Below are 24493 nucleotides of genomic sequence, written 5' to 3' on the forward strand. Positions count from 1 at the left end.
CGTTCCCCCTCTCACCGGTACTCCGACAGTCTGCGGTTGACCCCGACGATCGAGGCGACCGCGGCCAGCACGGCGAGAGCGGCCGCCCCGATCGGCAGCCCGCCCAGCGCCCCGCGCCCGTCCTCGGCGGCCCGGGTGAACTCGCCCTGCTCATGGGCGAGTGCCTTCTCCAGCGCCTCGTCCACCCGGTTGAAGGACTCCCCCGTGGAGTTCCTGGGCCCGATGATCTGCTTCAGGGCGCCCTCGTAGTCGCCGTTGTCGTCGGTCGTGCGGGCGGTCCGGTGGCGGCCCTGCCACTCGGAGACACCGCTGATGGCATCCGCCACCGGCCCGCTCCCCTGGGAGTCGTCGGCGAGCTTCCTGGCCGTCCCCAGCTCTTCGCGGAGGGCCTTCATGCCCGTGGTGTAGTCGGTCTCGTACTTGTCGTTCTTGCCGTCCGCGGTCAGCACGGCGCCGCGGGCGACGAGGGTGAGGTTCTCATTGGCGCGCGCCTTCAGTGAGTTGATCCGCGCGTGATTGAGCACATCGAGGGACTGCTGCCCGTGCACATTGGCGTCCTGCAGTTCGGACCGCGCGACCGTGTGCCCCACGCCCAGCCACAGCAGCAGCACCGTCGACGCGGCGGTCGCGGCGAGCAGCCCATGGTTGAGGACCCGGTTGGTCCTGCGGTAGTTGCGCCGCTGCGCCCAGAACAGCGCACCCAGCGCAACGACACCGAGACCCAGCGAGAGGAACGGCCACGCTCTCGCGGAGTCGTAGTCCTGGTCGAGCCGGCCGGTCTCCGCCGTGTACAGCCGCTCGGCGGCCGGCAGCAGCTCGGTGGACATCTTCTGGTTCGCGTACCGGAGATAGGCGCCGCCCAGAGGCAGCCCCTGCCGGTTGTTGGCGCGGGCCCGCTCGATCAGGCCGGTGTACCGGGGGAGTTCCTCGTTGAGCTTGGTGATCTCCTGGCCCGACGGCGACGACGCGTCCGTGGTGGACGCCGCCTTGACCAGCAGCCTGGACGCGTCCTTGATGTCCTTCTCGTACCGCTCATGGACGTCGCGCGGCTCCTGCGCCCCCGCGAGGAACCCGCCGGCCGCCGCCGTGTCGGCATCGGCCAGCGAACGGTAGATGTTCGCCGCCTCGGCGCTCAGCGGCTGGCTGCGGCTCACCACGTCGTCGGCGGCGGCCGACCGGCCGGAGATCTCGAAAGCCGTCACGGCCCCGAACGCTATGACGAGCACCGCCAGCGCGGCCCCGATGATCTGGAGCCTGCCCGGTTCGGTCGTCGCCGCAGTCCTCAGCCGCGCCGTCGACTCGGACCAGGCGCTGCGACGCGGCGCGGGTACCGGCACAGGTACGGGCGCGGCCGGCTGGGCCGACGCGTGCTCCGGCGCCGTGCGCACATTCGGCGGGTATGTCACGTGACCTCCCCCTCGGTCGCTGACGGTGGCCCGCCCCCCGGCCGATCGGGGGACTGGTGCCCGGCCAGAAGTATGGCCGCAGGGACTGGCATCCACACCAGGAACACCTGGATCCTGCACCGGACCACGGATGCACACGCATTCGATCAAGGACGGCGCCGTCGATCAAGACGATCGGCGGCGGAGTCCCCGAAGCGGACCGATCTCCCCATTCATGAACACGTTCGGGACAACTGATCGGTTCCCGTACGCAAGGGGCGTCCCGCAGCACGATGGCCACAGGACGCCCGTCCGCGATCCCGATGTTCCCGATGCGTCAGCCGTACTGCGCGCGGAGCCTGTTGTGCACCTTCGGCGCCGCCCCCGTGCGGTCCAGTCCCAGCAGCCCGGCGCCCAGCACCGGCGGCTCCGCCACCAACCGGATCACCGCCTTCGGTGCACGTACCGCGAGGAGTTCGGCGATCGCGTCGTCCAGCTGCGGGTGACGGGCCGCCAGCACGCTGCCGCCCAGCACCACCGGTGCCTCCTCGTCCAGCAGCCCGAGGCGGGTCAGCGCGACCGACGCCATCGCGACGACCTCCTCCGCGAGCCGGTGCACCAGAGCACGCGCCACCGGGTCCCCGGCCGCACCGGTCGCGAACAGCACCGGCGTCAACTCGTGCCGGCGCTCGAATTCGATGTGCCCCAGATGCACCGCCTCGATCAGCGCGTACATCGAGTCGAGCCCGAAGTGGGCGGGGAGCGTGCGGACCAGATCCGTCGGCTCACCGCGCCCGTCCTCGGCCCGCGAGGCGAACCACATGGCCTCCTCGGCGAGACCCGAACCGCCGCCCCAGTCACCGGAGATCCGGCCGATCGCGGGGAAGCGAGCGGTCCGCCCGTCCGGCACCATGCCGACACAGTTGATCCCCGCACCGCAGACGACGGCCACGCCCCGGGGCTCGTCGACGCCCGCGCGCAGGATCGCGAAGGTGTCATTGCGGACCTCGACCGTGCCGCCCCAGCCACGGGCCCGCAGTGCCTCGGTCAACTCCCGCTCCTCGACCGGGAGGTCGGCATTGGCGAGACAGGCAGACACATGGCCGACGGAGTCGACGGGGCAGCCGGTCCCACGCGCTTTCGCCAGTGCCTCGTCGAGCGTCGCGCCGAGGACGTCCACTGCCACCTCGACGGAGACGGCCTGCGGCTGGAAGCCGCCCCCGCGGGCCGTGCTCAGCACCGTTCCGTCCGGTCCGATCAGTGCCACATCGGTCTTGCTGTTCCCCGCGTCGATGGCGAGGACCGCAGCGTTCACGCCCACGCCAGGTGCTCCCGGTTGTGCGCGATCAGCTTGTCGGTGAGCGCCTCGGCGTACTCGAACTGGCCGATCAGCGGGTGGGCGAGCAGTGCCTTGAAGACCCGGTCCCGGCCCCCGCGCAGTGCCGCTTCCAGGGCGAGGTCCTCGTACGCCGTCACATGGGAGATCAGGCCGGTGTACAGCGGATCCAGCTCGGGAACGGCGAGCGGCGTCGCGCCCGTGCCGTCGACCCGGGCCTGCACCTCGATCACGGCGTCGTCCGGCAGGAACGGCAGCGTCCCCTTGTTGTACGTATTGACCACCTGCACCGCGGAGCCGCCCGAGCCCAGCAGCGAGGACGCCAGGTCCACGGCCGCCTCCGAGTAGAACGCGCCGCCGCGCCGGGCGAGCAGCGCGGGCTTCTCGTCCAGCGCCGGGTCGCCGTACATGGCGAGGAGTTCCTTCTCCATCGCGGCGACCTCGGCCGCCCGGGACGGCTTGCTGCCGAGCTCCCGTACGACCTCGTCGTGCGCGTAGAAGTACCGCAGGTAGTACGAGGGGACGACGCCGAGCCGGTCGGCGATCGCCCGGGGCATGTGCAGATCGTCGGCGATCGAGTCGCCGTGCTCGGCGAGCAGCTTCGGCAGCACGTTCTCGCCGTCCGGGCCGCCGAGCCGGACCCCGAGCTCCCACGTCAGGTGGTTGAGCCCGACATGGTCGAGGTGCACCTCGCCGGGGGTGACGTCGAGCAGCGCGGCGAACTTCCGCTGGAAGCCGATCGCCACGTTGCACAGGCCGACGGCCTTGTGCCCGGCCTGGAGCAGTGCCCGGGTCACGATGCCGACCGGGTTGGTGAAGTCGATGATCCAGGCGTCGGGGTTGGCACGGCGGACCCGCTCGGCGATGTCGAGGACGACCGGGACGGTGCGCAGCGCCTTGGCAAGGCCGCCGGCCCCGGTGGTCTCCTGGCCGATGCAGCCGCACTCCAGCGGCCAGGTCTCGTCCTGGTTGCGGGCGGCCTGGCCGCCGACGCGCAGCTGGAGCAGGACCGCGTCGGCGTCGGCGACGCCCGCGTCGACGTCCGAGGTGGTGACGATGCGGCCCGGGTGGCCCTGCTTGGCGAAGATCCGCCGGGCGAGACCGCCGACGAGTTCGAGGCGGTCGGCCGCCGGGTCGACGAGCACGAGCTCCTCGACGGGCAGTGTGTCCCGCAGCCGGGCGAAGCCGTCGATCAGTTCAGGTGTGTAGGTGGACCCGCCACCAACTACTGCGAGCTTCATAGGTCAGCCCTTTACTCCGGTCAGTGTGACGCCCTCGACGAAAGCCTTCTGAGCGAAGAAGAAGACGAGGATCACGGGGGCCATGACCAGTACGGTCGCGGCCATGGTCAGGTTCCAGTCGGTGTGGTGCGCGCCCTTGAAGGACTCCAGTCCGTAACTGAGCGTCCAGGCGGCCGGGTTCTCGGAGGCGTAGATCTGCGGCCCGAAGTAGTCGTTCCAGGCGTAGAAGAACTGGAACAGCGCGACGGCGGCGATGCCCGGCCTGGCCATCGGCACCACGACCTTCAGCAGGGCGCGCAGTTCGCCGCAGCCGTCGACCTTCGCCGCGTCGAGGTACTCGTTCGGGATGGTCAGCAGGAACTGCCGCAGCAGGAAGATGGAGAACGCGTCACCGAAGACCATCGGGATGATCAGCGGCCAGAGCGTCCCGGACATGTCCAGCTGCTTCGCCCAGAACAGATACATCGGGATGACGACGACCTGCGGCGGCAGCATCATCATCGAGATGACGAGCATCAGCGACAGCTGCCGGCCGCGGAAGCGGAACTTGGCGAGCGCGTACGCCACGGGCAGCGACGACACGACCGTGAGGACGGTGCCGAGCCCCGCGTACAGCAGGGTGTTCTTCCACCAGGTCAGGAAGCCCGGGGTGTCGAACACCCTGCGGTAGTTGCTCCACTCGAAGGGGTGCGGCCACAGATCGCGGGTCAGCGCCTGCTGGTCGCTCATCAGCGAGGTGAGGAACAGGAAGACGAAGGGCAGCACGAAGAAGAGCGCGGCCGCGACGCCGAGCGCGTGCACGGCGATCCAGTTCAGGAGCGCCTTGCGGCGTGCGACGCGTTCGGCCGGGGTGACCGGCCCGGCGGACGGGTCGGTGGCCTTGAAGGTGTCGAGAGCCTGCGCCACGTCACTCACCTGCCTGGATCAGCCCGCTGCGGCGTCGCATCAGCAGTGCGGTGAACGCCATGGCGAGTACGAAGAGAACGAGCGCGACCACACAGGCGGACCCGTAGTCGAAACGCTGGAAGCCGAGGTTGTAGACGAGCTGCGGAAGCGTCAGTGTCGACTTGTCGGGATAGCCCGGTTCGAACTGCTGCCCGGAGCCGCCCATCACCCCCGAGGCGACCTTCCCCGCCACGAGTGGCTGGGTGTAGTACTGCATCGTCTGGATGATCCCGGTGACCACGGCGAACATCACGATCGGCGAGATGTTCGGCAGTGTGACGAAGCGGAACCGCTGGAACGAGGTCGCCCCGTCCAGCTCCGCCGCCTCGTACTGCTCCTTCGGTACGTCGAGCAGCGCGGCCATGAAGATCACCATCAGGTCGCCCACCCCCCACACCGCGAGCGCGGTCAGGGCCGGCTTGGACCAGGCGGCGTCGGTGAACCAGCCCGGCGTGGGCAGCCCCAGATCGCCGAGGATCGAATTGACCGGCCCCGTCCCCGGGTTGAGCAGGAAGACGAAACCCAGGGTCGCCGCGACCGGCGGGGCCAGATACGGCAGGTAGAACAGGGTGCGGAAGACACCCGCACCCGTCTTGATCTTGGTGATCAGCAGGCCGACGCCGAGACCGAAGACGACCCGGCAGCTGACCATCACCACGACCAGCCACAGGGTGTTCCGCAGGGCGGGCCAGAACAGCGGGTAGTCGTTGAAGACGTACGACCAGTTCTTCAGCCCGTTGAACTCCGGGGCCGCGAAACCGTCGTAGTGGGTGAAGGAGAAATAGAGCGTGGAGATCAGCGGGTAGGCGAAGAAGACGCAGAACCCGATCAGCCACGGCGACATGAAGGCCGTCGTTCGAAGCGCCGCACGACGGCGCTTCGAACGGAGTGTGTACGTGCTCATCGCGGTGCTACTTCGCCTGTGCGACGGCTGCGTCGATTTCCTCGGCGGTCTTCTCCAGACCCGCCTTGATGTCCGTCTGCTTGCCCTTCTCGATGTCGAATCCGAGGTTCTGCAGGGACACCAGGTACGCGCCGCCGTTCACCGAGGGCGGGGTGGTGGTGCTGTGGGGGTTCGCGGCGATGTCCAGGAAGGTCTTGAACCGCGGGTCGTACTTCAGCTTCGGCGACTTCAGGGCCGCCAACGTCGACGGCACATTGTGGATGGCGTTGGCGAAGGCGACCACCGCGTCGGTGTCGGTCGTCATGAACTTCACCAGCTCCCATGCCGCGTTCTGCTTGGTGGAGGTGGACGCGATACCGGCGATGGTGCCGGTCAGGTAGCCCTTGCCGTACGTGTCGGCCTCGTCGTCGGCGACGGGCATCGGGGCCACCCCGATCTCGAACTTCGGCTTGGTGTCCTCGGCCATGCCGAGCCGCCACTCGCCGTCCAGCTGCATGGCCACCTGGCCGGTGTGGAACGGGTGCTTGGCGCCCCACTCGTCACCGAACGAGGTGCGGTACTTCTCCAGCTTCGCGTAGCCGCCCAGGTCGTCGACCAGCTTCTTCTGCGTGGTGAGCATGGACGCGAAGGCCGGGTCCTTGGCGATGTTCGACTTGCCGTCGGCGTCGAAGTAGGTCGGGTTCCAGCCGCCGAGGTAGTGCTCGGTCGTCGACTCGTAGCCGTGGTAGTTCGGCATGAAGCCGAGCTGCTCGTACGAGTCGCCCTTGGTCTTCGTCAGCTTCTTGGCGTCCTCGGCCAATTCGGACCAGGTCTTCGGCGGGGCGGTGATCCCGGCCGCCTTGAACGCGTCCTTGTTGTAGTACAGCCCGTACGCGTCACCGAGCAGCGGCAGCGTGCAGCGCACCCCGTTGTACTGGGTGTACTCGTTCATCGCCTTCGGGAACGTCTTGTCGGGGTCGATCCCGTCCTTCTTCAGGAAGGAGTTCAGATCGACGAAGGCCTTGGACGAGCAGAATTTGCCCACATTGTTCGTGGTGAACGAGGACACCACGTCAGGTGCCTTGGAACCGCCCGCGCGCAGAGCCTGGTTGATCTTGTCGTCGGTCATGTTGCCGACGACCTTCACATGGATGTTCGGGTGCGCCTTCTCGAAGGAGTCGACGGTGGCCTGAATGGCCTTGACCTCGCTCGGGGCACTCCAGCCGTGCCAGAAGTTGATGGTCGTCTCCTTGGACGGATCATCACTGGCGCCGTTGCTGCTCTGACCGGTACAGGCAGAGGCGAAGAGGGATATCGCGGCGGTCGCGGCGAGCGCGGCGGCCGTCTTCCGGCGGTTTCCGGACATGGCAGTGTCTCCCGATGGGTTGGGACGGGGAAGAGGCTGGATCTGCGAACGTGCGGGTCTGTGAAGGTGCGGGTCCGCATGGGGACGGCCGCGGCAGGGGATCAGCGTGAGGTGTCGAAGACTTCGTCGCGGGTCGTGACGAGGGCGCTCTCCAGTGCCCCGCGCAGTACGGGCCGGTGGGTCACGGCGCCGGTGATCAGCCGGGGCCGGGAGGCCGCCAGCTCGGCGAGTTCCGCCTGCACCCGCTCGCGCAACGGTTCGCCGCCGGCTGTGATCAACTCGCCCGAGAGCACCACGAGTTCGGGGTCGAGCACGGCGATCATGGAAGCCAGGCCGGTCGCGAGCCCGGTCGCGAACAGATCGAGGAGCCGGGGGTACGGGCCGTCCTCGCCGCGCTCCGCGGCCTCGGCGGCCCGGGCGATCAGACCGGCCGCGACCTCATGGTGGGTGCCGTCCGCGCGGCTCAGTTCGTCGTCTATGCCGAGCTGCCGGGCCAGCCGGGACAGCACCTGCGCGCCCGCCAGTTCCTGGAAGCCGCCCGAGTTCGCCTTGGTGACCTGGCGGACCAGCGGGGCGCCGGGCACCGGCAGGAAGCCGACCTCACCGGCGCCGCCGGTGAAGCCGCGGTGCAGCCGCCCGTTGATGACGAGGGCGGCACCGAGCCCCTCCTCGTTCCACAGCAGGACGAAGTCGTCGTGTCCACGGGCCGCCCCGAGCCGCTGCTCGGCCACGGCGACGAGGTTCACATCGTTCTCGTACTCGACCGGCATCGGCAGGAACGCGGCCAGCTCGTCGAGCAGTGTGGGGGAGTGCCAGCCGGGCAGGTGGGAGGCGTACCGCAGCCGTCCGGTGCCGGGGTCGAAGGCGCCCGGTGTGCCGATGACCACCCGGTGCACCTCGGCGCGGGTGAGTCCGGCGTCCTTGACCGCGCCGTCCAGCGCCTCGGTCACCTGCCGCACCACGCTGTCGGCGCGGCGGCCGGGGGTGCGCAGCTCGAACTCGCCGACCGTCTCACCGGTCACGTCGGCGACGGCGGCGACGATCCGCTGGGCGTTCACATCGAGCCCGGCGACGTGGGCGGCCCGGGCGTTCACCGCGTACAGCTGGGCGTTGGGCCCCGGCCGTCCCGCGACGGTGCCGGTGGCGACGACCAGACCGGCCGCCTCCAGTCGGGCCAGCAGCTGTGAGGCGGTGGGCTTGGAGAGGCCCGTCAGCTTGCCGATCCTGGTCCGGGAGAGGGGGCCGTGCTCCAGCAGCAGATCGAGGGCGGCCCGGTCGTTCATGGCCCGCAGGACGCGGGGGGTACCCGGTGTCGTTCCGGCCATGAGCACCTGCCCTCTGTTAGGAAACTTTCCTATTCGATGAGAGGACGGTATGGCGCACGTCACCGGCCCGTCAATGGGCAGGGCTTCGCCGGCAACCAAAGCGTTACCTGGAGGGTCGGTCAAGCCGCATTCACGCCAAGGTGTGCGGCCCGGTCAAGCAGCTTTCACGCGGAAGGGCACCCGGCGCGGCTCCTTCCGGGCCGGGCCGGACGCCCTTGGATCCGAGGGCCTACTTGCCCAGGTTCGGCGGCGGGGTGATCGGTGACGTGGCCAGCGACTGCGGCGACGTCGTCGACGCGTACGCCGACGGGGCAGCCATTCCGGCCGTCGGGTCCGCCGCCGACGGCTCGTCCGGCTGCGCCGGTACGCCGCCGACCATCCGGATGCCCGCCTCGTCGAAGGCCCCCTTGATCCGCCAGCGCAGCTCGCGCTCCACGCCCAGGGACTTGCCCGGCATCGTCTTGGCCGTCACCCGGACCGTCATCGAGTCGAGGAGCACGGAGTCCAGGCCGAGGACCTCCACCGGACCCCACAGGCGCTCGTTCCACGGGTCCTCCTTGGCCATCGCCGTGGCGGCCTCGGTGATCACCGTACGTACCCGGTCGAGATCCTCCGTGGGGCGCACCTGCACATCGACCCCGGCGGTCGACCAGCCCTGGCTGAGGTTGCCGATCCGCTTCACCTCGCCGTTGCGGACGTACCAGATCTCGCCGTTGTCACCGCGCAGCTTGGTGACCCGCAGCCCGACCTCGATGACCTCGCCGGAGGCGACACCCGCGTCGATGGTGTCGCCGACGCCGTACTGGTCCTCCAGGATCATGAAGACACCGGAGAGGAAGTCGGTGACGAGGTTGCGCGCGCCGAAGCCGAGCGCCACACCGGCGACACCGGCGGAGGCGAGCAGCGGGGCCAGATCGATCTGGAACGCGCCCAGGATCATCAGGCCGGCCGTACCGAGGATCAGGAAGGAGGCGACCGACCGGAGTACGGACCCGATGGCCTCGGAGCGCTGACGGCGCCGTTCCGCATTGACCAGCAGTCCGCCGAGCGCGGTGCCTTCGACGGCCTGGGCGCTGCGGTTCATCCGCTCGATGAGCTTGCTGAGAGCACGACGGATCGCGATGCGCAACACGATCGCGATCGCCGCGATGAGAAGGATGCGCAGACCGGTGTTCAGCCAGGTGGACCAGTTCTCCTCCACCCAGCCCGCGGCATCGCCGGCCTGCCTGGCGGCTTCGTCCAGCGAGCCGCCCGGCTCGGGTGACGGGGCAGCGGCCAACAGCGCGGACAGGGACACGGCGGAACCTCCATATGGGCGAGGGCTGACCAACCACACTAACGGGGCATCCGGAATGCTCCGTCGCCGTGACGGAGGGGAGAGACCCGTTCGGACCGGGGATACAGAAGGTGTGGGGGCCGGAGCCGAATCAGGGCGCCGGGCCGGGTGTGGCCGATCGCACACCGGGCCGGGGCCGCCGCGGCGGCGGGCCCCGAAGCGCCTGATCCGGGGTCTTCGGGCGGTGCGCGCGACAGCGGGCCGGGGAAAATCCTTCCGGCCCGTTACTCGCACGTGGTGGCGCTTCCACCAGGCAGGAGGAGAGACTGAGATCGGATCGTCCCGGCGCGAGCCACGCGCCGCCGGCGTACAAGGAGGCATCCACCGTGCCGCATGTCCTGGTTCTCAATGCGTCGTACGAGCCGCTCGGCGTCGTACCGCTCCGCCGCGCGCTCGTCCTCGTCCTCGAGAACAAGGCCATCTGCCTCGAGGAGTCCGGCGCCTTCATGCACAGTGCCACCCGTGCTGTACCGGCACCCAGCGTCGTCCGCCTGAAGCGGTTCGTACGGGTCCCCTACCGGGGGCCCGTTCCACTCACCCGCCGGGCGCTCTTCGCCAGGGACGGCGGCCGCTGCATGTACTGCGGCGCCGCCGCGACCAGCGTCGACCATGTCATTCCACGCAGCCGTGGTGGCCAGCACGCCTGGGACAACGTGGTGGCGGCCTGCCGCCGCTGCAACCACGTCAAGGCCGACCGCCATCTGCCGGAGCTCGGCTGGCGGCTGCACCAACAGCCCGCCCCGCCGACCGGCCTCGCGTGGCGCATCATCGGGACGGGCCACCGGGACCCGCGATGGCTGCCGTACCTGCAACCGTTCGGCGCGGACGACGCAATGGCCCGGATCGATGGCATTTCCGCCTGACGATCCGGGCTTCTGCGTCTCCAGGGGAGTGCGGATCCACGTAGCGCCGAGCGCTACGTGAACCGCAGCTCCGCGGGGTGTGCCGCGCGCCGCAGCAGCGGCAGTGATGTCGCCGCGGCCAGCAGGCAGCCGGCGTACACCAGCACGGGTACGAGCAGCGGGAGCATCGAGGGCGCGGAGCCGGGTGCGACAAGGGAGGCGTACGCGAGGTGGACCGCCATGCCGCCGATGCCTGCGAGCAGGACCGCGGGGGCCAGTGGGAGCGCGGTCTCCAGGAGGAGAGTCCTGGCCAGCACCGCGTGCGGTACTCCGGCCGCGGCCTGGGCGGCTAGTCCTCTGCGGCGAGTGGCAAGGGACTCGGCGGTGCCCACGGCGAGGCCGAAGAGACTGATGACCAGGGCCACCAGGACGGCGGCCCCGGCGAGGTCGATACCCGTGGTGTAGAAATCGAGGTCGCCCGCCGAGTAGTTGCCCCCGCGCAACTTGGCGAGCAGCACTTCCCTCACCCCCACGAATCCCACCCCGACGACGGTCACCAGCAGCAGAGCGGCATGGGTACGCGCGGCGGCCCACGGGTCGTCCCTGAGGCGACCCGCGGCGATCAGTACCGCGGGACGCTTCGCACGGACCGTCAGCCGTCGGCCCATGAAGGCGGCCGAGGCCCCGGCCGCCCAGACCGCACCGGCTCCGGTGAGGAACACCACCGCGAACACCAGCAGCGGGAACCACACGGCGCGGAGGCCGCTGCCCCGGAAAACGATGAGGAAGGCCACCGCGGCGATCAGCACCGTCGGAATCAGGAGCGCGAGCAGCGTCCGGTGTCCGCGCTCCGGCCGTACCCGGCGTACCCAGCCGAGCGGCGAGGCGACGACCCGGCGCAGTGCGAGCGCGCTCACCAGTGCGGCGACCACCGGCACGACGAGAACGACCACCACGAAAGCCGCCCAGGCCGACGGGGGCGGTGTGTGGCCGGAGCCGGTGAGGACCGCGGCGAAGACGGCGAACCCGCCGACCGATCCCGCCAGACACGCCAACGCGGACTCCAGCGCGGAGATGCGCCGCACCTGCGCGGGTGACGCCCCGGCGAGCCGCAGCCCGGCCATCCGCCGGTCGCGGTGCACGGCGCCGATGCGGGCGCACTGGCCGAGGAATCCGAGCACGGGGACGAGCAGGAGCAGCAGCGTGACCACCACACCGGCGCGCTGGCCGGGCTGGTTCAGCAGGCCGTGCCCGTACGGGATCGAGACCTGCCCCGAGACGGCGGCGACTGCGATCGCCGCGAGGGCGAAGCCCGTGGCGAGCAGGGCGCCCACCGCGGTGAGCGAGATCCGCCACCACTCACGGCGGTCGGAGCCGCGCGTCAGGATCCAGGCGATGCGGGCGTCAGCTTTCATGGTGAGCGACCTCCTGGGCGGTGAACTGCGCCGTGCCGGAGTGGACGGCCCCGTCCCGCAGCCACACCTCCCGGTCCGCGTACGCCGCGATCTGTGCGTCATGTGTGATCAACAGCACCGCGGTGCCGGACTCGCGGGCGGCGTGCACCAGAGCGGTCATCACCTGCTCCCCGGCGAGCGAGTCGAGCGCGCCGGTCGGCTCGTCCGCGAAGACGGCCTTCGGCCCTGTCACCAACGCCCTTGCCAGTGCGACCCGTTGACTCTGGCCACCACTCAGCTCACCGGGCCGCAGACCGGCCTGTCCGCGCACGCCGAAGCGCTCCAGCCACTCGTCCGCCCGACTCTGCGCCTCGGCGCGGGCGGTCCCCGCGAGCAGCAGCGGCAGCGCCACGTTGTCGAGCGCGGTGAGCTCGGGGATCAGCTGCCCGAACTGGAACACCACGCCGAAGTCGGTGCGCCGCAGCTCGCTGAGGCGCGCCTCGGGCATCCGGTCGAGCCGCTCCTGTCCGTACGAGACCGAACCCTCGTCGGGACGGACGATCCCGGCCAGGCAGTGCAGCAGCGTGGACTTTCCGCTGCCGCTGGCGCCGGTGACGGCGAGAATCTCACCTGCGTGGAGGTCGACCGACGCGCCGCGCAGCGCCTGGGCGGCCCTCCCGTACGACTTCTTCAGGCCTGTGGCCGTGAGCAGGGGCGCTGTCGCCCGGGAGGGCTGCTCGGGTTGCGTACTCATGCTGTGTCGACCTCCGCGGTCAGGGTGGCGAGACGGGTCGATGTGGTGGTCATCCACCGCACGTCGGCGTCCAGATGGGCGAGGGCGTAATCGGCGGAGAGCACCGTGCTGAGGTCGGTGCCCGGCGTTGTCTTGAGTTCGGTCAGTTCGCGCATGCGCGCCATGTGGGCGGCACGCTGGGCCTGGAGGTACGCGGCGGCGTCGGACGTGCGGTCGCTGCCACCGGCGGCAGCCGCGACCAGGATCGAGACGACGACCTTGGCGAAGATCTCGTTCGTCACGAAAGGCGCCGGCGGGGTGACCTCGTCGGCCCACCTGGCGAGTTCGCGTGACCCTTCGTCCGTGGAGCGGTAGAGGGTGCGCTCGGGGCCACCGTCGGAATCGGTGCCTTCGACGGCGGCCAGACCGTCACGCACCAGGCGTTGCAGGGTGGTGTACACCTGCCCGTAGGCCAGTGGGCGGGCCTGCGGGAAGCGTTCGTCGTACCGCCGTTTGAGGTCGTAGCCGTGGCTGGAACCTCCGGCGAGCAGTCCCAGAAGGACATGGCGGGTGCTCATGAGGCGGACTATATACTCGGTATATGTACTGAGTGAATACTTGACGGTGGGCAACTACCGCAGGAGTGGTGAACCACTGGTGTTCCAGGGGAGTTCGTGCCGGACGTGTGCGGCTACTCCGCGACGGCGTACGCCTCCACCGACCAGAGCGAGTAGCCGAACTCGGTGCCCCGGCCGTCGCCCTGAATCCTGAGGAAGCGGGTGTCCTTCGCGTCCACCCGGACGGACTCGCGGCCGCCCTTGCCGTCCCGGACGGTCGCCGCCGTACGCCAGGTGCGGCCGTCCGCGGAGACCTGTACGCGGTAGCGGGAGGCGTACGCGTCCTGCCACTGCAGCACCACCTGGCCGATCCTGGCGGGCTCCGCCAGTTCCGCCTGCCACCAGGCGCCGTCCTCGGCCGGGGACGACCAGCGGGTGGTGGGATCGCCGTCCGAGGCGGCCGCGGCCGGGAAGTCCGGGGTCTCGTCGCCGGACGAGGAGGCGGTGGCGGTGCGGACGAGATCGGGGCCGGCGGTGCGCGGGTAGGCCCGGACGGTGAGGGTGCTCTCCTCGCCACCGAATCTGAAGGGCACCTCGTACTCGCCGGCCGGCGTGTTCGCCGGGACCGTGATCTCCACCGGGACGTCGGTACGGGACCCGCGCGGCACCGTCGTCCTACCGGGGACGGACACCTTGATGCCCTTCGGAGCCTTCGCGGTGAGTGCGCCGCGCACCGCGGCGGGGCGGCGGGCGGCGAGCCGTGCCTCGACCCGCTGCGGCCTGCCGCCGATCTCCGCGTCGGTCTCGCCGCGTACGAGATCGAGCCAGGCGGCGGGTTCGTCGCCGAACCACGGCACGAGGGCGCGTATCTGGGGGGCTTCGGGTGCGGTGACGGTTCCGGAGACGATCGGCGGCAGCGTGCCCGCGCTCGCGCCCGGGGCCGTCGCCAAGGAGCCCGTGGGCCAGATCAGCCGGATCGCGTCGGTTCTGAGGCCCTCGGCCGCGGTCTGGGTCCAGCCGGTCCGCGACACCGGGCCGAGGCTGCGCCAGCCCTCGCCCGGCACATGGGCCTGCAGCGTCGCGTCCGCCCCCACCCCGGGAACGGTCATCGCGGTCACGGCCTCCATCGGGCGGGCCCGTTTCAGCCGCACCGTATAGCTGCCCGGGGCCTCGGTCACCGTGCCGGCGTCCCGGTCCGCGCCGGTCCACGCGTCGGCCTCCTTGCGCACCCGGTCCAGGAACGGACCGAGGACACCCTTGCCGACCGTCGCGCCGCTCGCCCCGGCGGCCTTCCGCAGCGGCTCCAGCGCCAGCGACGCCTTCCATGCGGCCGCGCCGTCGCCGCGCGCCTGGGCCTGCAGCAGATCGACGGCGAGCTCGCCCGCCCGGCCGTACCGGGCCAACTGCTCGGTCCACGGACGTACTTCGTCGTCGAGTCGCCCGCCCGCCAGGCCCTTCAGCCGCTGCGGTGCCTGGCGCATCACCGTGAAGGCGGCCCGCAGATCGCGCGCCGCGTCCGCCTGCGCCGTCGTATTCGCCGTCGCACGGGACTTCCAGAACGTGGCGAAAAGCGGCTGGAGATATGCCGACTCGTCGCTGCCCAGCACGGACGTCGCACTGTTCCGGGCCAGCGCACGCAGCGCCTCCCGGGCCCCCGCGTCGTCGCCCGCCAGATCGTCGATCGCCGCCTGCCAGGACTCCTGCGGCAGGTAACCCTTCGGGTTCCAGGCGAAGTCGGCGGCGGTGAACAGCGGGATGCGGGACGCGGACGGCTGTTCCATCGCATTGGCGAGCAGCGCCGCCGAGCCGATCGCGACCGCAGGGTCCCGGCCGGTGTACGGGCCGAGGAAGATGCGGTCCTGCGCGTAGTCGTTGACCGGGTAGTTGTCCATCGTGACGAGCGGATGCCGGAACGTGGCGCGCGCACCGGCCAGTTCCCGTCCGGTGATGGTCCGCGGTACGACCCCGACCCCGGTCCAGGCGATCTGCACCCGGTCGTCCAGCTCCTTGGCGAGCGCGGTCCGGTAGTCCGTGGCCCCGTCCTGGTAGAACTCCGTCGGCATCACCGACAGCGGCTCCGAGCCCGGATGCCGCTGCGCGAGATGCCGGGCGACCTCGCTCGCGACCCGCGCCTGCGCCCTGGCCGCCGCCTCCGGGCCGCTGCCGAACGTGGCGGCGTCGTTGTCGCAGTGCCATTCGCTGTAGCTGACGTCCTGGAACTGGAGCTGGAAGACGCGCACGCCCAGCGCCCACATCGCGTCGATCTTCCGGGTCAGTGCCTTCACATCGCCGTCGGAGGACATGCACATGGCCTGGCCGGGGGCGACCGCCCAGCCGAGGGTCACATGCCGGGCGCGGGCCCGTTCGGCCAGCGCCCGGAAGTCGGCGCGCCGCTCGGCGGGGTACGGATCGCGCCAGCGGGCCTGCCGGTACGGGTCGTCGCCCGCCGCATAGAGGTACCGGTTCTGCTTCGTACGCCCCATGAAGTCGATCTGCGCGAGCCGCTCCTCGCGGGTCCACGGCTGCCCGTAGAACCCCTCGGTCATTCCGCGTACGGCGGTGCCCGGCCAGTCCCGCACGGTGACCCCGGCGACGCTCCCGTTGCGGACCAGCTGACGCAGCGTCTGCACGGCGTGGAAGAGGCCGTCGTCACCGACACCGTCCAGGGCGACGGTGGAGCGGCCCGCGACCGTGCCGACCGCGATCCGGTAGCCGCCGGACGGCAGATCGGCGCGCTCGGGGGCGCGCAGCGTGCGCAGGGCGTCCTGCGCGCCGTTGCCGCCGAGCCGGATGACCGGCCCGCGTCCCGGCAGCGCCTCGTGCACGGTCCGCACCCCCGCGTCGCGCAGCACCTGCCTGGCGGCGTCGACGGCGTACGGATCGGCGTGCGCGTCGGCGACGAGGGTCACCTCGTCGGAGAGCGGTACGGCCGCCCCGGACGCCTTGAGGGTCTGGGGCCGCGGCCACACGGCGGGCAGCGCGCCCTCGTCCGTACGGTCGGGTGTGGTGACGGCGGGGGAGCCGGGGTCCGACGGCGCGGCGAAGGCGGCCGGGGTCCCGGTGGAGAGCAGTCCGCCGAGCACGGCGACAGCGACGGCGGTCGCGTGCTTTCTGTGCCTGAGCCGCATGCCGTACTCCCTCGCTCCCACCGATGGGCTCCGACCCCACCACCCCACGCGTGAGGGTGTCAATGTGTGTGGCCGTTGTGCCGTATATGCCCGTTGTGACGGATGGGGCGGAGTGTCGGGGGTGACCGGCCGGCCGCAGCAGAGATGCCGTCGAATGGCCGAATACGGCGGACGACTTGCGGGTAACTGGCCGCTGGGGAACGGAATGTGACCCGGAGCACGTTGACGTCGTTGTCGTAACGCCTATGTCTGCGGCTGCGTCCGCTGGGTAGGCCTGCTGTGTCCAGTTCTCCACGGCCAGGAGGCCGCCATGCCCGCTGCCGCGCAGCTTCTGCTCTCCGCCCTGTGCAAACAGGTGCCGGACCCCGGACCGTTGACCGGCGAGCCCGCGTTCGCCGATGCCATACCCCTGACCAGCGAGCCGCCCCTCGCCGATGCCACACCCCTGACCAGCGAGCCGCCGCTCGCCGTCACCGCCCCACTGACCAGCGAGCCGACCGCCCCCGGCACCGCGCGGGGCACGGAGTCCCCAGGAGTCTGAATGGGCTTGTCCCGGCTCGCCGCACTGCACGGCGTCGCCACCTCCTACGCACCGTCCGCGGATGTCACTGTGTCCGTACCCGACGACACGGTCATCGCCGTGCTCGCCGCGCTCGGCGTGGACGCCGCCACCCCTGAAGCGGTGCAGGAATCGCTTGCCGCCGCGGAGTCGGTGGCCGCCTCCCGGCTGCTCCCGCCCACGCTGGTGGTGTGGACCGGGGAGCCGCTGCCGGCCGCCCTGACCGCGCTGCGGCCCGGTACGACGCTGGACATCGAGCCCGAGGACGCGGCCGGTTCGCCTCCCCCGCCACGGATGCGGGTGCCGAGCGGACCACCGGATCCGGCCGTTTCGGCGACGGCCGGCACGGTCAGCGGAACCGGCAGTACCGGTTCCGCTCCCGGTGCACCCGCCCCGACCCCCGCCTGGTGGACCGAACCCCCGCTCGGGGTGCACCGGTTGACCGTCCGCGCCCAGGACGGCCGGACCGTGACCACCACCCTGATCGTCGCCCCGGCCCGGGTGCCCCAGCCGCCGCGGCGCACCCACGGTTTCCTCGTCCAGCTCTACTCCCTGCTCTCCGGCCGCTCCTGGGGAATGGGCGACCTCGGTGACCTCGCCGATCTCGCCGCCTGGTCGGGGCGGACCCTCGGCGCCGGGTTCGTCCAGGTCAACCCGCTGCACGCCGCCGTGCCGGGTACACCCACCGACCCGTCGCCGTACCGCCCGTCCTCGCGCCGCTTCCCCGACCCCGTCCATCTGCACGTCGAGTCGATCCCGGAGTACGGGCACGTACAGGACCGGGCCGCCCTCGACGACCTGCGGCAGAGCGCCGAAACACTGAGCGACACCGTGCTGAACAAGGGCGCCCTGATCGACCGGGACGCCGTCTGGGACCTCAAGCGTCAGGCTCTCGAACTCGTACAGAAGGTGCCGCTGACCCCCGGCCGGCGTGCCGCGTACTGCGACTTCCTCGCCACCCAGGGGCAGGCCCTGGAGGACCACGCCCTGTGGTGCGCCCTCGCGGAGGTCCACGGCTCCGACTGGCACGCCTGGCCGTCCGCACTGCGCGACCCCCGCTCCCCGCAGGTCGCCCGCGCGCGTGCGGAGCTGCTCGACCGGGTCGACTTCCACTGCCGGCTCGCCTGGCTGACCGACAACCAGCTCGCCGCCGCCCAGAGCGTCGCGCGGGACGCCGGGATGGCCGTCGGCATCGTCCACGACCTCGCCGTCGGCGTGCACCCCGGCGGTGCCGACGCCTGGGCCCAGCAGGACGCCTTCGCGCACGGCATGTCGGTCGGCGCGCCCCCGGACGCCTTCAACGCGCGCGGTCAGGACTGGGGGCTGCCCCCGTGGCGGCCCGACGTCCTCGCCGCGTCCGGCTACGGCCCGTACCGCGGGCTGCTCCGCGGCCTCCTCGCCCACGCCGGCGCCCTGCGCATCGACCACGTCATGGGCCTGTTCCGGCTCTGGTGGGTCCCCGAGGGAAGACCGCCCACCGACGGCACGTACGTGAGCCATGACGCCGAGGCGATGCTCGCCGTCCTCGTCCTGGAGGCGCACCGGGCCGGTGCGGTCGTCATAGGGGAGGACCTCGGCACGGTCGAACCGGGCGTACGCGAGGCGCTCGCCCGGCGCGGAGTGCTCGGCACCTCCGTGCTCTGGTTCGAGCGCGACTGGACGGGCACCGGCCGCCCGCTGCCCCCGGAGCGCTGGCGGGAAGGCTGCCTCGCCACCGCCACCACCCACGACCTGCCGTCCACCGCCGCCCGGCTGACCGGCGACCATGTGACACTCCGCCACCGCCTGGGACTGCTCACCCGCACCCTGGAGCAGGAACAGGCCGAGGACGCCGCCGACACCGCCACATGGCTCGGCCTGCTCGCCCGGCTGGGCATGCTGCCGGAGGGGGAGGGCGACGAGGAGGGGGCGGTCCGCGCCGTCCACCGCTTCCTGCTGCGCACCCCTGCCCGCATGGTCGGCGTCTGGCTCCCGGACACGGTCGGCGACCGCCGTCCGCAGAATCTGCCCGGCACCTGGGACCAGTACCCCAACTGGCGGCTGCCCGTCGCGGATGCGGAAGGCCACCCGGTCACCCTGGAGGAGCTTGCGTCGTCGCCGCGTCTGCACCATCTGATGGAGGTACTGAAGCCCGTGGACAGGCACCCGAAAGAACAGCCGACGCCCCGTACGGCACCCCCGGGCGCGCGCCGCTCCTAGACGTTCGCTACGTTTGCACCGTGGACAAGAAGAACGCAATGCGCGCCGGCGCCGTGGCGGCCGGTACGACGCTGATGATGCTGCTCATGTCGTCCCCCGCGCTTGCGCTGACCCGTGACGACGGTGACGACCCGGGCCCCGGCCTGAGCGTGATGGACACGATCGGCCTCTACGTCGTGGCACCCATCGCCCTGTTCGTGATCATCGTGGGCCTGGTCATGCTCCTGGACAAGTCCAAGAAGCAGGCCTGACCCTCCCGCTGCGCGGCGCCGGGCCCGCGTAGTTCCACCAGCGCTTTTCTCGGGGCGCCCCGAAGTGTGTGAGCACTTCGAGGCGCCCTGCTCCACGTTCCGGGCCGGACGGGCCGGGCCCGCCTCGGCGGCTAATGTGCGGACATGACCGAGTGGGACATCAAGAAGCTCAGGATCCTGCGCGTGCTCAGCGAGCGCGGGACCGTCACGGCGACCGCCGAGGCGCTGCTGATGACCCCCTCGGCGGTGTCCCAGCAGCTCTCCAACCTGGCCAAACAGCTCGGCGTACCCCTGCTGGAAGCCCAGGGCCGCCGGGTCCGGCTCACCGACGCCGCACATCTCGTGCTCCGCCACGCCGAAGCGGTTTTCGCCCAACTGGAACGCGCCGAGGCGGAGTTGACGGGGTATCTGCGAGGTGAGGCGGGGGAGGTGAGGGTCGGCGCGTTCCCGACGGCCGTGCCCGCCCTCGTCGTGCCGGCGGTCCGGCTCCTGTGCGCCGACGACCGGCCCGGACCGTCCGTGCGGGTGCGGGAGGCGGAGGCCGCGGAGGCGTACGAACTCCTGTCGGCCGGCGACGTCGATCTCGCGCTCTCCCTCGCCGCGCACGCGCCGACCGCCCACGACCCCCGCTTCACCCTCCTCCCTCTGCTCGCCGACCCGCTCGATGTCGCCCTCCCCGCCGGACACCGGCTGGCGGACGCCCCGGGGCTGCGGCTGGCCGACCTCGCCGCCGAGCCGTGGATCTTCGGTGGCTCGGGCCCCTGGTCGGAGATCACCACGGCCGCGTGCGAGGCCGCCGGGTTCGTACCCGAGCAGGCGCACAGCGCCTCCGGGTGGACCGCGATCCTGGCCATGGTCGAAGCGGGCATGGGTATCGCGCTGATCCCGCGGATGGCGTCGGCGGAGCGCCGTAGGGGTGTGGTGATGCGTGTCCTGGAGGCGGATCTGCCCCGGCGCCATGTGGTCGCCGCCGTACGGCAGGGTGCGGAGGGCGGGCCGGCGGTGGCCCGGGTCCTGGCCGCGCTTCAGCAGGTCAGCGCGGCCCGCGCAGAACCATTCAGCTGAACTGAAAGAACCATACGAAAACTTTCGATGGACCTGATGGGTCGCCCGGTACGACAGTTCCGTACATGACCTCCGACGTGAACGAGAACCCTGCCAAGGACGACGACCCCCACGCCAATGACGCGGCCCCGTACGGCGGGGGCGACCCGTACGCCGACTACCGCACCGGCGACTTCCCCTTCACCGAACTGGTGGACCTCGCCGACCGTCGCCTGGGCGCGGGCGTGGTCGCCGCGAACGACGAGTTCTTCGCCGAGCGCGAGAACCTGCTGAACCGCGAACGCGCCGTGTTCGACCCCGAGCACTTCGGGCACAAGGGCAAGATCATGGACGGCTGGGAGACCCGGCGCCGCCGCGGCACCGATGCCGCACACCCCTTCCCGGCCCCCGAGGACCACGACTGGGCCCTCGTCCGGCTCGGCGCCCCCGGCATCATCCGCGGCATCGTCGTCGACACCGCCCACTTCCGCGGCAACTACCCGCAGCGCGTCTCGGTGCAGGCGACATCGGTCGAGGGCTCACCCAGCCCCTCGGAACTCCTCGCCGACGACGTGAAGTGGGAGGAGATCGTCCCGCCGACCCCCGTACGCGGCCACGCCGCCAACGGCTTCGAGATCACCGGCGGCCGCCGCTACACCCACATCCGCCTCTGCCAGCACCCCGACGGCGGCGTCGCCCGCCTCCGCGTCCACGGCGAGGTGGTTCCCGACCCCGCCTGGCTGGCGACCCTCGGCACGATCGACCTGATCGCGGTCCTCAACGGCGGCGCGTACGAGGACGCCTCGGACCGCTTCTACTCCTCACCGACCCAGATCATCCTGCCCGGCACCTCCCGCAAGATGGACGACGGCTGGGAGAACCGCCGCCGCCGCATCCGGGACACGAACGACTGGGTCCGCTTCCGCCTGGTCGCCCAGGGGGCGGTCCGCGCGGTCGAGATCGACACGGCCTGCCTCAAGGGCAATGCGGCCGGCTGGATCGCCCTCCAGGGCCGCAACGGCGAGACGGGCGAATGGTTCGAAATCATCCCCCGCACCAAGCTCCAGCCCGACACCCTCCACCGCTTCCCGCTCCACGCCCAGGCAGTGGTCACCCACGTCCGCCTCGACGCCTTCCCGGACGGCGGAGTGGCCCGCATGCGCCTGCACGGCACACTCACGGAACCGGGCGCCGCCGAACTGGCGGCCCGCTACGAGGAGTCGGGCGCGTAATCCCTGTTGCCGCCACCCGGCGAACGGCTGTGGAACAGGGGTGCCCCGGACCGTGCGGACGGTCCGGGGCACCCCTCTGCTCGTGGGCAGACGCTACGCGGTTGCCGCGGCCGCGTCCGCCGCCTGGGCCTTCAGCGCGCGCTCCACGCCCGCCCGCGACTCGGAGACCAGTCGGCGCAGTGCCGCGCTCGGCTCAGCCGAGTCCAGCCAGGCGTCCGTCGCGTCCAGGGTCTCCTGCGAGACCTGGAGCGCCGGGTAGAGGCCGACGGCGATCTGCTGGGCCATTTCGTGGCTCCGCGAGTCCCAGACGTCCTTCACCGCTGCGAAGAACTTCTCGGTGTACGGGGCCAGCAGTTCGCGCTGGTCGGTCTGGACGAAGCCGCCGATGACCGCCTCCTGGAGGGAGTTCGGGAGCTTGTCGGACTCGACGACCGAGGCCCAGGCCTCCGTCTTCGCGTCGGCCGACGGGCGCGCCGCGCGAGCCGTCGCCGCGTGACGCTCGCCCGCGGCCGTCTTGTCGCGCTCGTACTCGGCGGCGATCTCGTCCTCGTCCAGCAGGCCGACCGCGGCCAGCCGCTCCACGAACGCCCAGCGCAGCTCGGTGTCGACGACGAGGCCCTCGACCGTCTCCGTGCCGTCCAGCAGCGCCCGGAGCAGGTCCAGCTGGACAGGGGTGCGGGCCGTCGCCGCGAAGGCGCGGGCCCAGGCCAGCTGGTGGTCGCCGGCCGGCTCCGCGGCGCGCAGGTGCGCGAGCGTCGCCTCCGTCCACTGGGTCAGGCCCGCCTCGCGGAACTCCGGCGCCGCGTACAGGTCCAGGGCCAGCTTCACCTGACGGTGCAGCGACTGGACGACGCCGATGTCCGACTCCTTGCCGATGCCGGACAGCACGAGCGAGAGGTAGTCGCGCGTCGCCAGTTCGCCGTCGCGGGTCATGTCCCAGGCGGAGGCCCAGCACAGGGCACGCGGCAGCGACTCGGTGAAGTCGCCGAGGTGCTCGGTGACGACCCGCAGCGACTCCTCGTCGAGCCGGACCTTCGCGTACGACAGGTCGTCGTCGTTGAGCAGGACGACCGCCGGGCGTGCGGTGCCCGCCGGGAACGGGACCTCGGTGCGCTCGCCGTCGACGTCCAGCTCGATCCGGTTCGTGCGGACCAGCTTTCCGGCCCCGTCGAGGTCGTAGCAGCCGATCGCGATCCGGTGCGGGCGCAGCGTCGGCTCGCCCTTGGCGCCGGCGGGCAGCGCCGGGGCCTCCTGGAGGACGGTGAACGAGGTGACGTGACCGTTCCCGTCGGTGGTGATCTCCGGGCGCAGGATATTGATGCCGGCCGTCTCCAGCCACGCCTTCGACCAGGTCTTCAGGTCACGGCCGGAGGTCTCCTCCAGCGCGCCCAGCAGGTCGGACAGGCGGGTGTTCCCGAACGCGTGCGCCTTGAAGTACGCCTGGACGCCCTTGAAGAACTCGTCCATGCCGACGTACGCCACGAGCTGCTTCAGGACCGAGGCGCCCTTGGCGTACGTGATGCCGTCGAAGTTGACCAGGACATCGTCCAGATCACGGATGTCCGCCATGATCGGGTGCGTCGACGGCAGCTGGTCCTGGCGGTACGCCCACGTCTTCATGGAGTTGGCGAACGTCGTCCAGGAGTGCGGCCACTTCGAACCCTCCGCGTACGCCTGGCAGGCGATCGACGTGTACGTGGCGAACGACTCGTTCAGCCACAGGTCGTTCCACCACTCCATGGTGACGAGGTCGCCGAACCACATGTGGGCCAGCTCGTGCAGGATCGTCTCGGCCCGCGTCTCGTACGCCGCGTCCGTCACCTTCGAACGGAACACGTACTGGTCACGGATGGTGACCGCGCCCGCGTTCTCCATCGCGCCCGCGTTGAACTCCGGGACGAACAGCTGGTCGTACTTGGCGAACGGATACGCGTAGTCGAACTTCTCCTGGAACCAGTCGAAGCCCTGCCGCGTGACGTCGAAGATCGCGTCCGCGTCGAGGAACTCGGCGAGCGACGGGCGGCAGTAGATGCCGAGCGGAACGGACTGGCCGTCCTTCTCGTAGCTGCTGTGCACCGCGTGGTACGGGCCGACGATCAGGGCCGTGATGTACGTGGAGATGCGCGGCGTCGGCTCGAAGACCCAGATGTCGTCCTTGGGCTCCGGCGTGGGGGAGTTCGAGATGACCGTCCAGCCCGCCGGCGCCTTCACGGTGAACTGGAAGGTCGCCTTCAGGTCGGGCTGCTCGAAGCTCGCGAAGACCCGGCGCGCGTCCGGGACCTCGAACTGCGTGTACAGGTACGCCTGCTGGTCGACCTGGTCGACGAACCGGTGCAGACCTTCGCCGGTGTTGGTGTAGGCGCAGTCCGCGACCACCCGCAGCACGTTGGAGCCCGCGTGCAGGTGCGGCAGCGCGATCCGCGAGTCGCGGAAGACGGCGGCGACGTCCAGGGCCTTGCCGTTCAGCTCGACCTCGTGCACGGCCGGGGCGACCAGGTCGATGAAGGTCTCCGCACCGGCTTCGGCGGAGTCGAAGCGGACAGTGGTCGCGGACCGGTAGGTGCCGCCCTCCTGCGCTCCGGAGAGGTCGAGATCGATCTCGTACGCGTCCACGGTCAGCAGGCGCGCCCGCTCTTGTGCCTCTTCGCGGGTCAGATTCGTGCCAGGCACGCGGTCATCTCCTTCGATGGTGACGTTTCCGGTCATCCTTCCACGTCGATCACCGGAAGAAGCGGAG

General features: G+C 71.0%; 19 protein-coding genes. 6 read left to right on the plus strand and 13 right to left on the minus strand.

The genetic code is table 11. The annotated features are described in order from the left end of the window. Positions 1-11 precede the first annotated feature (11 nt). The 8 genes from OHA88_RS29780 to OHA88_RS29815 form a co-directional block, all read right to left on the minus strand. The gene (locus OHA88_RS29780) at positions 12-1406 is read right to left on the minus strand and encodes a hypothetical protein (RefSeq protein WP_443044305.1); all 1395 of its coding nucleotides are present in this window, start codon (positions 1404-1406) and stop codon (positions 12-14) included. A 316-nt stretch (positions 1407-1722) separates the two neighbouring features. Beyond that, entirely contained in the window at positions 1723-2706 is a 984-nt protein-coding gene (locus OHA88_RS29785) for an N-acetylglucosamine kinase (RefSeq protein ID WP_328627781.1), read from the minus strand. Next, positions 2697-3962 carry a 6-phospho-beta-glucosidase gene (locus OHA88_RS29790; RefSeq protein WP_328627782.1) on the minus strand — a complete coding sequence of 422 codons (1266 nt, stop codon included), beginning with the start codon at positions 3960-3962 and terminating at the stop codon, positions 2697-2699. The genes OHA88_RS29785 and OHA88_RS29790 overlap by 10 nt, the downstream gene beginning before the upstream one ends. 3 nt (positions 3963-3965) lie before the next feature. Continuing rightward, positions 3966-4868, minus strand: a complete 903-nt coding sequence (locus OHA88_RS29795; RefSeq protein ID WP_267005150.1) for a carbohydrate ABC transporter permease — start codon at positions 4866-4868, stop codon at positions 3966-3968. 1 nt (position 4869) lies between these two features. Continuing rightward, a complete protein-coding gene (locus OHA88_RS29800; protein WP_328627783.1) occupies positions 4870-5811 on the minus strand; it encodes a carbohydrate ABC transporter permease in 942 nt (313 codons plus the stop codon). A gap of 7 nt (positions 5812-5818) precedes the next feature. Next, the gene (locus OHA88_RS29805; protein ID WP_328627784.1) at positions 5819-7156 is read right to left on the minus strand and encodes an ABC transporter substrate-binding protein; all 1338 of its coding nucleotides are present in this window, start codon (positions 7154-7156) and stop codon (positions 5819-5821) included. A gap of 101 nt (positions 7157-7257) precedes the next feature. After that, complete coding sequence (locus OHA88_RS29810; protein WP_328627785.1) at positions 7258-8481, minus strand: ROK family transcriptional regulator; 1224 nt, start codon at positions 8479-8481, stop codon at positions 7258-7260. Positions 8482-8710: 229 nt separating this feature from the next. After that, positions 8711-9778: a mechanosensitive ion channel family protein gene (locus OHA88_RS29815; RefSeq protein ID WP_328627786.1), complete on the minus strand. Its 1068-nt coding sequence runs from the start codon at positions 9776-9778 to the stop codon at positions 8711-8713. A 365-nt stretch (positions 9779-10143) separates the two neighbouring features. Here OHA88_RS29815 and OHA88_RS29820 point away from each other — a divergent pair, with 365 nt between their 5' ends. Beyond that, positions 10144-10680 (plus strand): HNH endonuclease, encoded by a 537-nt coding sequence (locus OHA88_RS29820; protein ID WP_018552807.1) that lies wholly within the window; start codon positions 10144-10146, stop codon positions 10678-10680. A gap of 53 nt (positions 10681-10733) precedes the next feature. Here OHA88_RS29820 and OHA88_RS29825 read toward each other — a convergent pair whose 3' ends face one another. The 4 genes from OHA88_RS29825 to OHA88_RS29840 form a co-directional block, all read right to left on the minus strand. Continuing rightward, the gene (locus OHA88_RS29825; protein ID WP_328627787.1) at positions 10734-12074 is read right to left on the minus strand and encodes an FtsX-like permease family protein; all 1341 of its coding nucleotides are present in this window, start codon (positions 12072-12074) and stop codon (positions 10734-10736) included. After that, entirely contained in the window at positions 12064-12807 is a 744-nt protein-coding gene (locus OHA88_RS29830) for an ABC transporter ATP-binding protein (protein WP_328627788.1), read from the minus strand. Before OHA88_RS29830 ends, OHA88_RS29825 begins: the two co-directional genes overlap by 11 nt. After that, a complete protein-coding gene (locus tag OHA88_RS29835; protein ID WP_328627789.1) occupies positions 12804-13364 on the minus strand; it encodes a PadR family transcriptional regulator in 561 nt (186 codons plus the stop codon). Before OHA88_RS29835 ends, OHA88_RS29830 begins: the two co-directional genes overlap by 4 nt. Positions 13365-13477: 113 nt before the next feature. Beyond that, positions 13478-16471 carry a beta-N-acetylglucosaminidase domain-containing protein gene (locus OHA88_RS29840; RefSeq protein WP_328627790.1) on the minus strand — a complete coding sequence of 998 codons (2994 nt, stop codon included), beginning with the start codon at positions 16469-16471 and terminating at the stop codon, positions 13478-13480. A 310-nt stretch (positions 16472-16781) separates the two neighbouring features. On the opposite strand from OHA88_RS29840, the gene OHA88_RS29845 reads away from it, so the two are divergent. The 5 genes from OHA88_RS29845 to alc all read left to right on the plus strand — a co-directional run bounded on the left by OHA88_RS29845 (position 16782) and on the right by alc (position 21756). Then, positions 16782-17012 (plus strand): hypothetical protein, encoded by a 231-nt coding sequence (locus OHA88_RS29845; RefSeq protein ID WP_328627791.1) that lies wholly within the window; start codon positions 16782-16784, stop codon positions 17010-17012. Then, positions 17013-19229 carry a 4-alpha-glucanotransferase gene (gene malQ, locus OHA88_RS29850; RefSeq protein ID WP_328627792.1) on the plus strand — a complete coding sequence of 739 codons (2217 nt, stop codon included), beginning with the start codon at positions 17013-17015 and terminating at the stop codon, positions 19227-19229. Positions 19230-19249: 20 nt separating this feature from the next. Next, positions 19250-19480, plus strand: coding sequence for a hypothetical protein (locus OHA88_RS29855; protein ID WP_078852643.1), 231 nt, complete (start codon positions 19250-19252; stop codon positions 19478-19480). A gap of 144 nt (positions 19481-19624) precedes the next feature. After that, the gene (locus tag OHA88_RS29860) at positions 19625-20545 is read left to right on the plus strand and encodes a LysR substrate-binding domain-containing protein (protein ID WP_328627793.1); all 921 of its coding nucleotides are present in this window, start codon (positions 19625-19627) and stop codon (positions 20543-20545) included. A gap of 65 nt (positions 20546-20610) precedes the next feature. Beyond that, a complete protein-coding gene (alc, locus tag OHA88_RS29865; protein WP_328627794.1) occupies positions 20611-21756 on the plus strand; it encodes an allantoicase in 1146 nt (381 codons plus the stop codon). Positions 21757-21849: 93 nt separating this feature from the next. On the opposite strand, the gene pepN is transcribed toward alc, so the two are convergent. Beyond that, a complete protein-coding gene (gene pepN, locus OHA88_RS29870) occupies positions 21850-24426 on the minus strand; it encodes an aminopeptidase N (protein WP_328627795.1) in 2577 nt (858 codons plus the stop codon). Between the last annotated feature and the right edge of the window lie 67 nt (positions 24427-24493).

This window comes from Streptomyces sp. NBC_00353 (assembly GCF_036108815.1).
GTDB lineage: Bacteria > Actinomycetota > Actinomycetes > Streptomycetales > Streptomycetaceae > Streptomyces.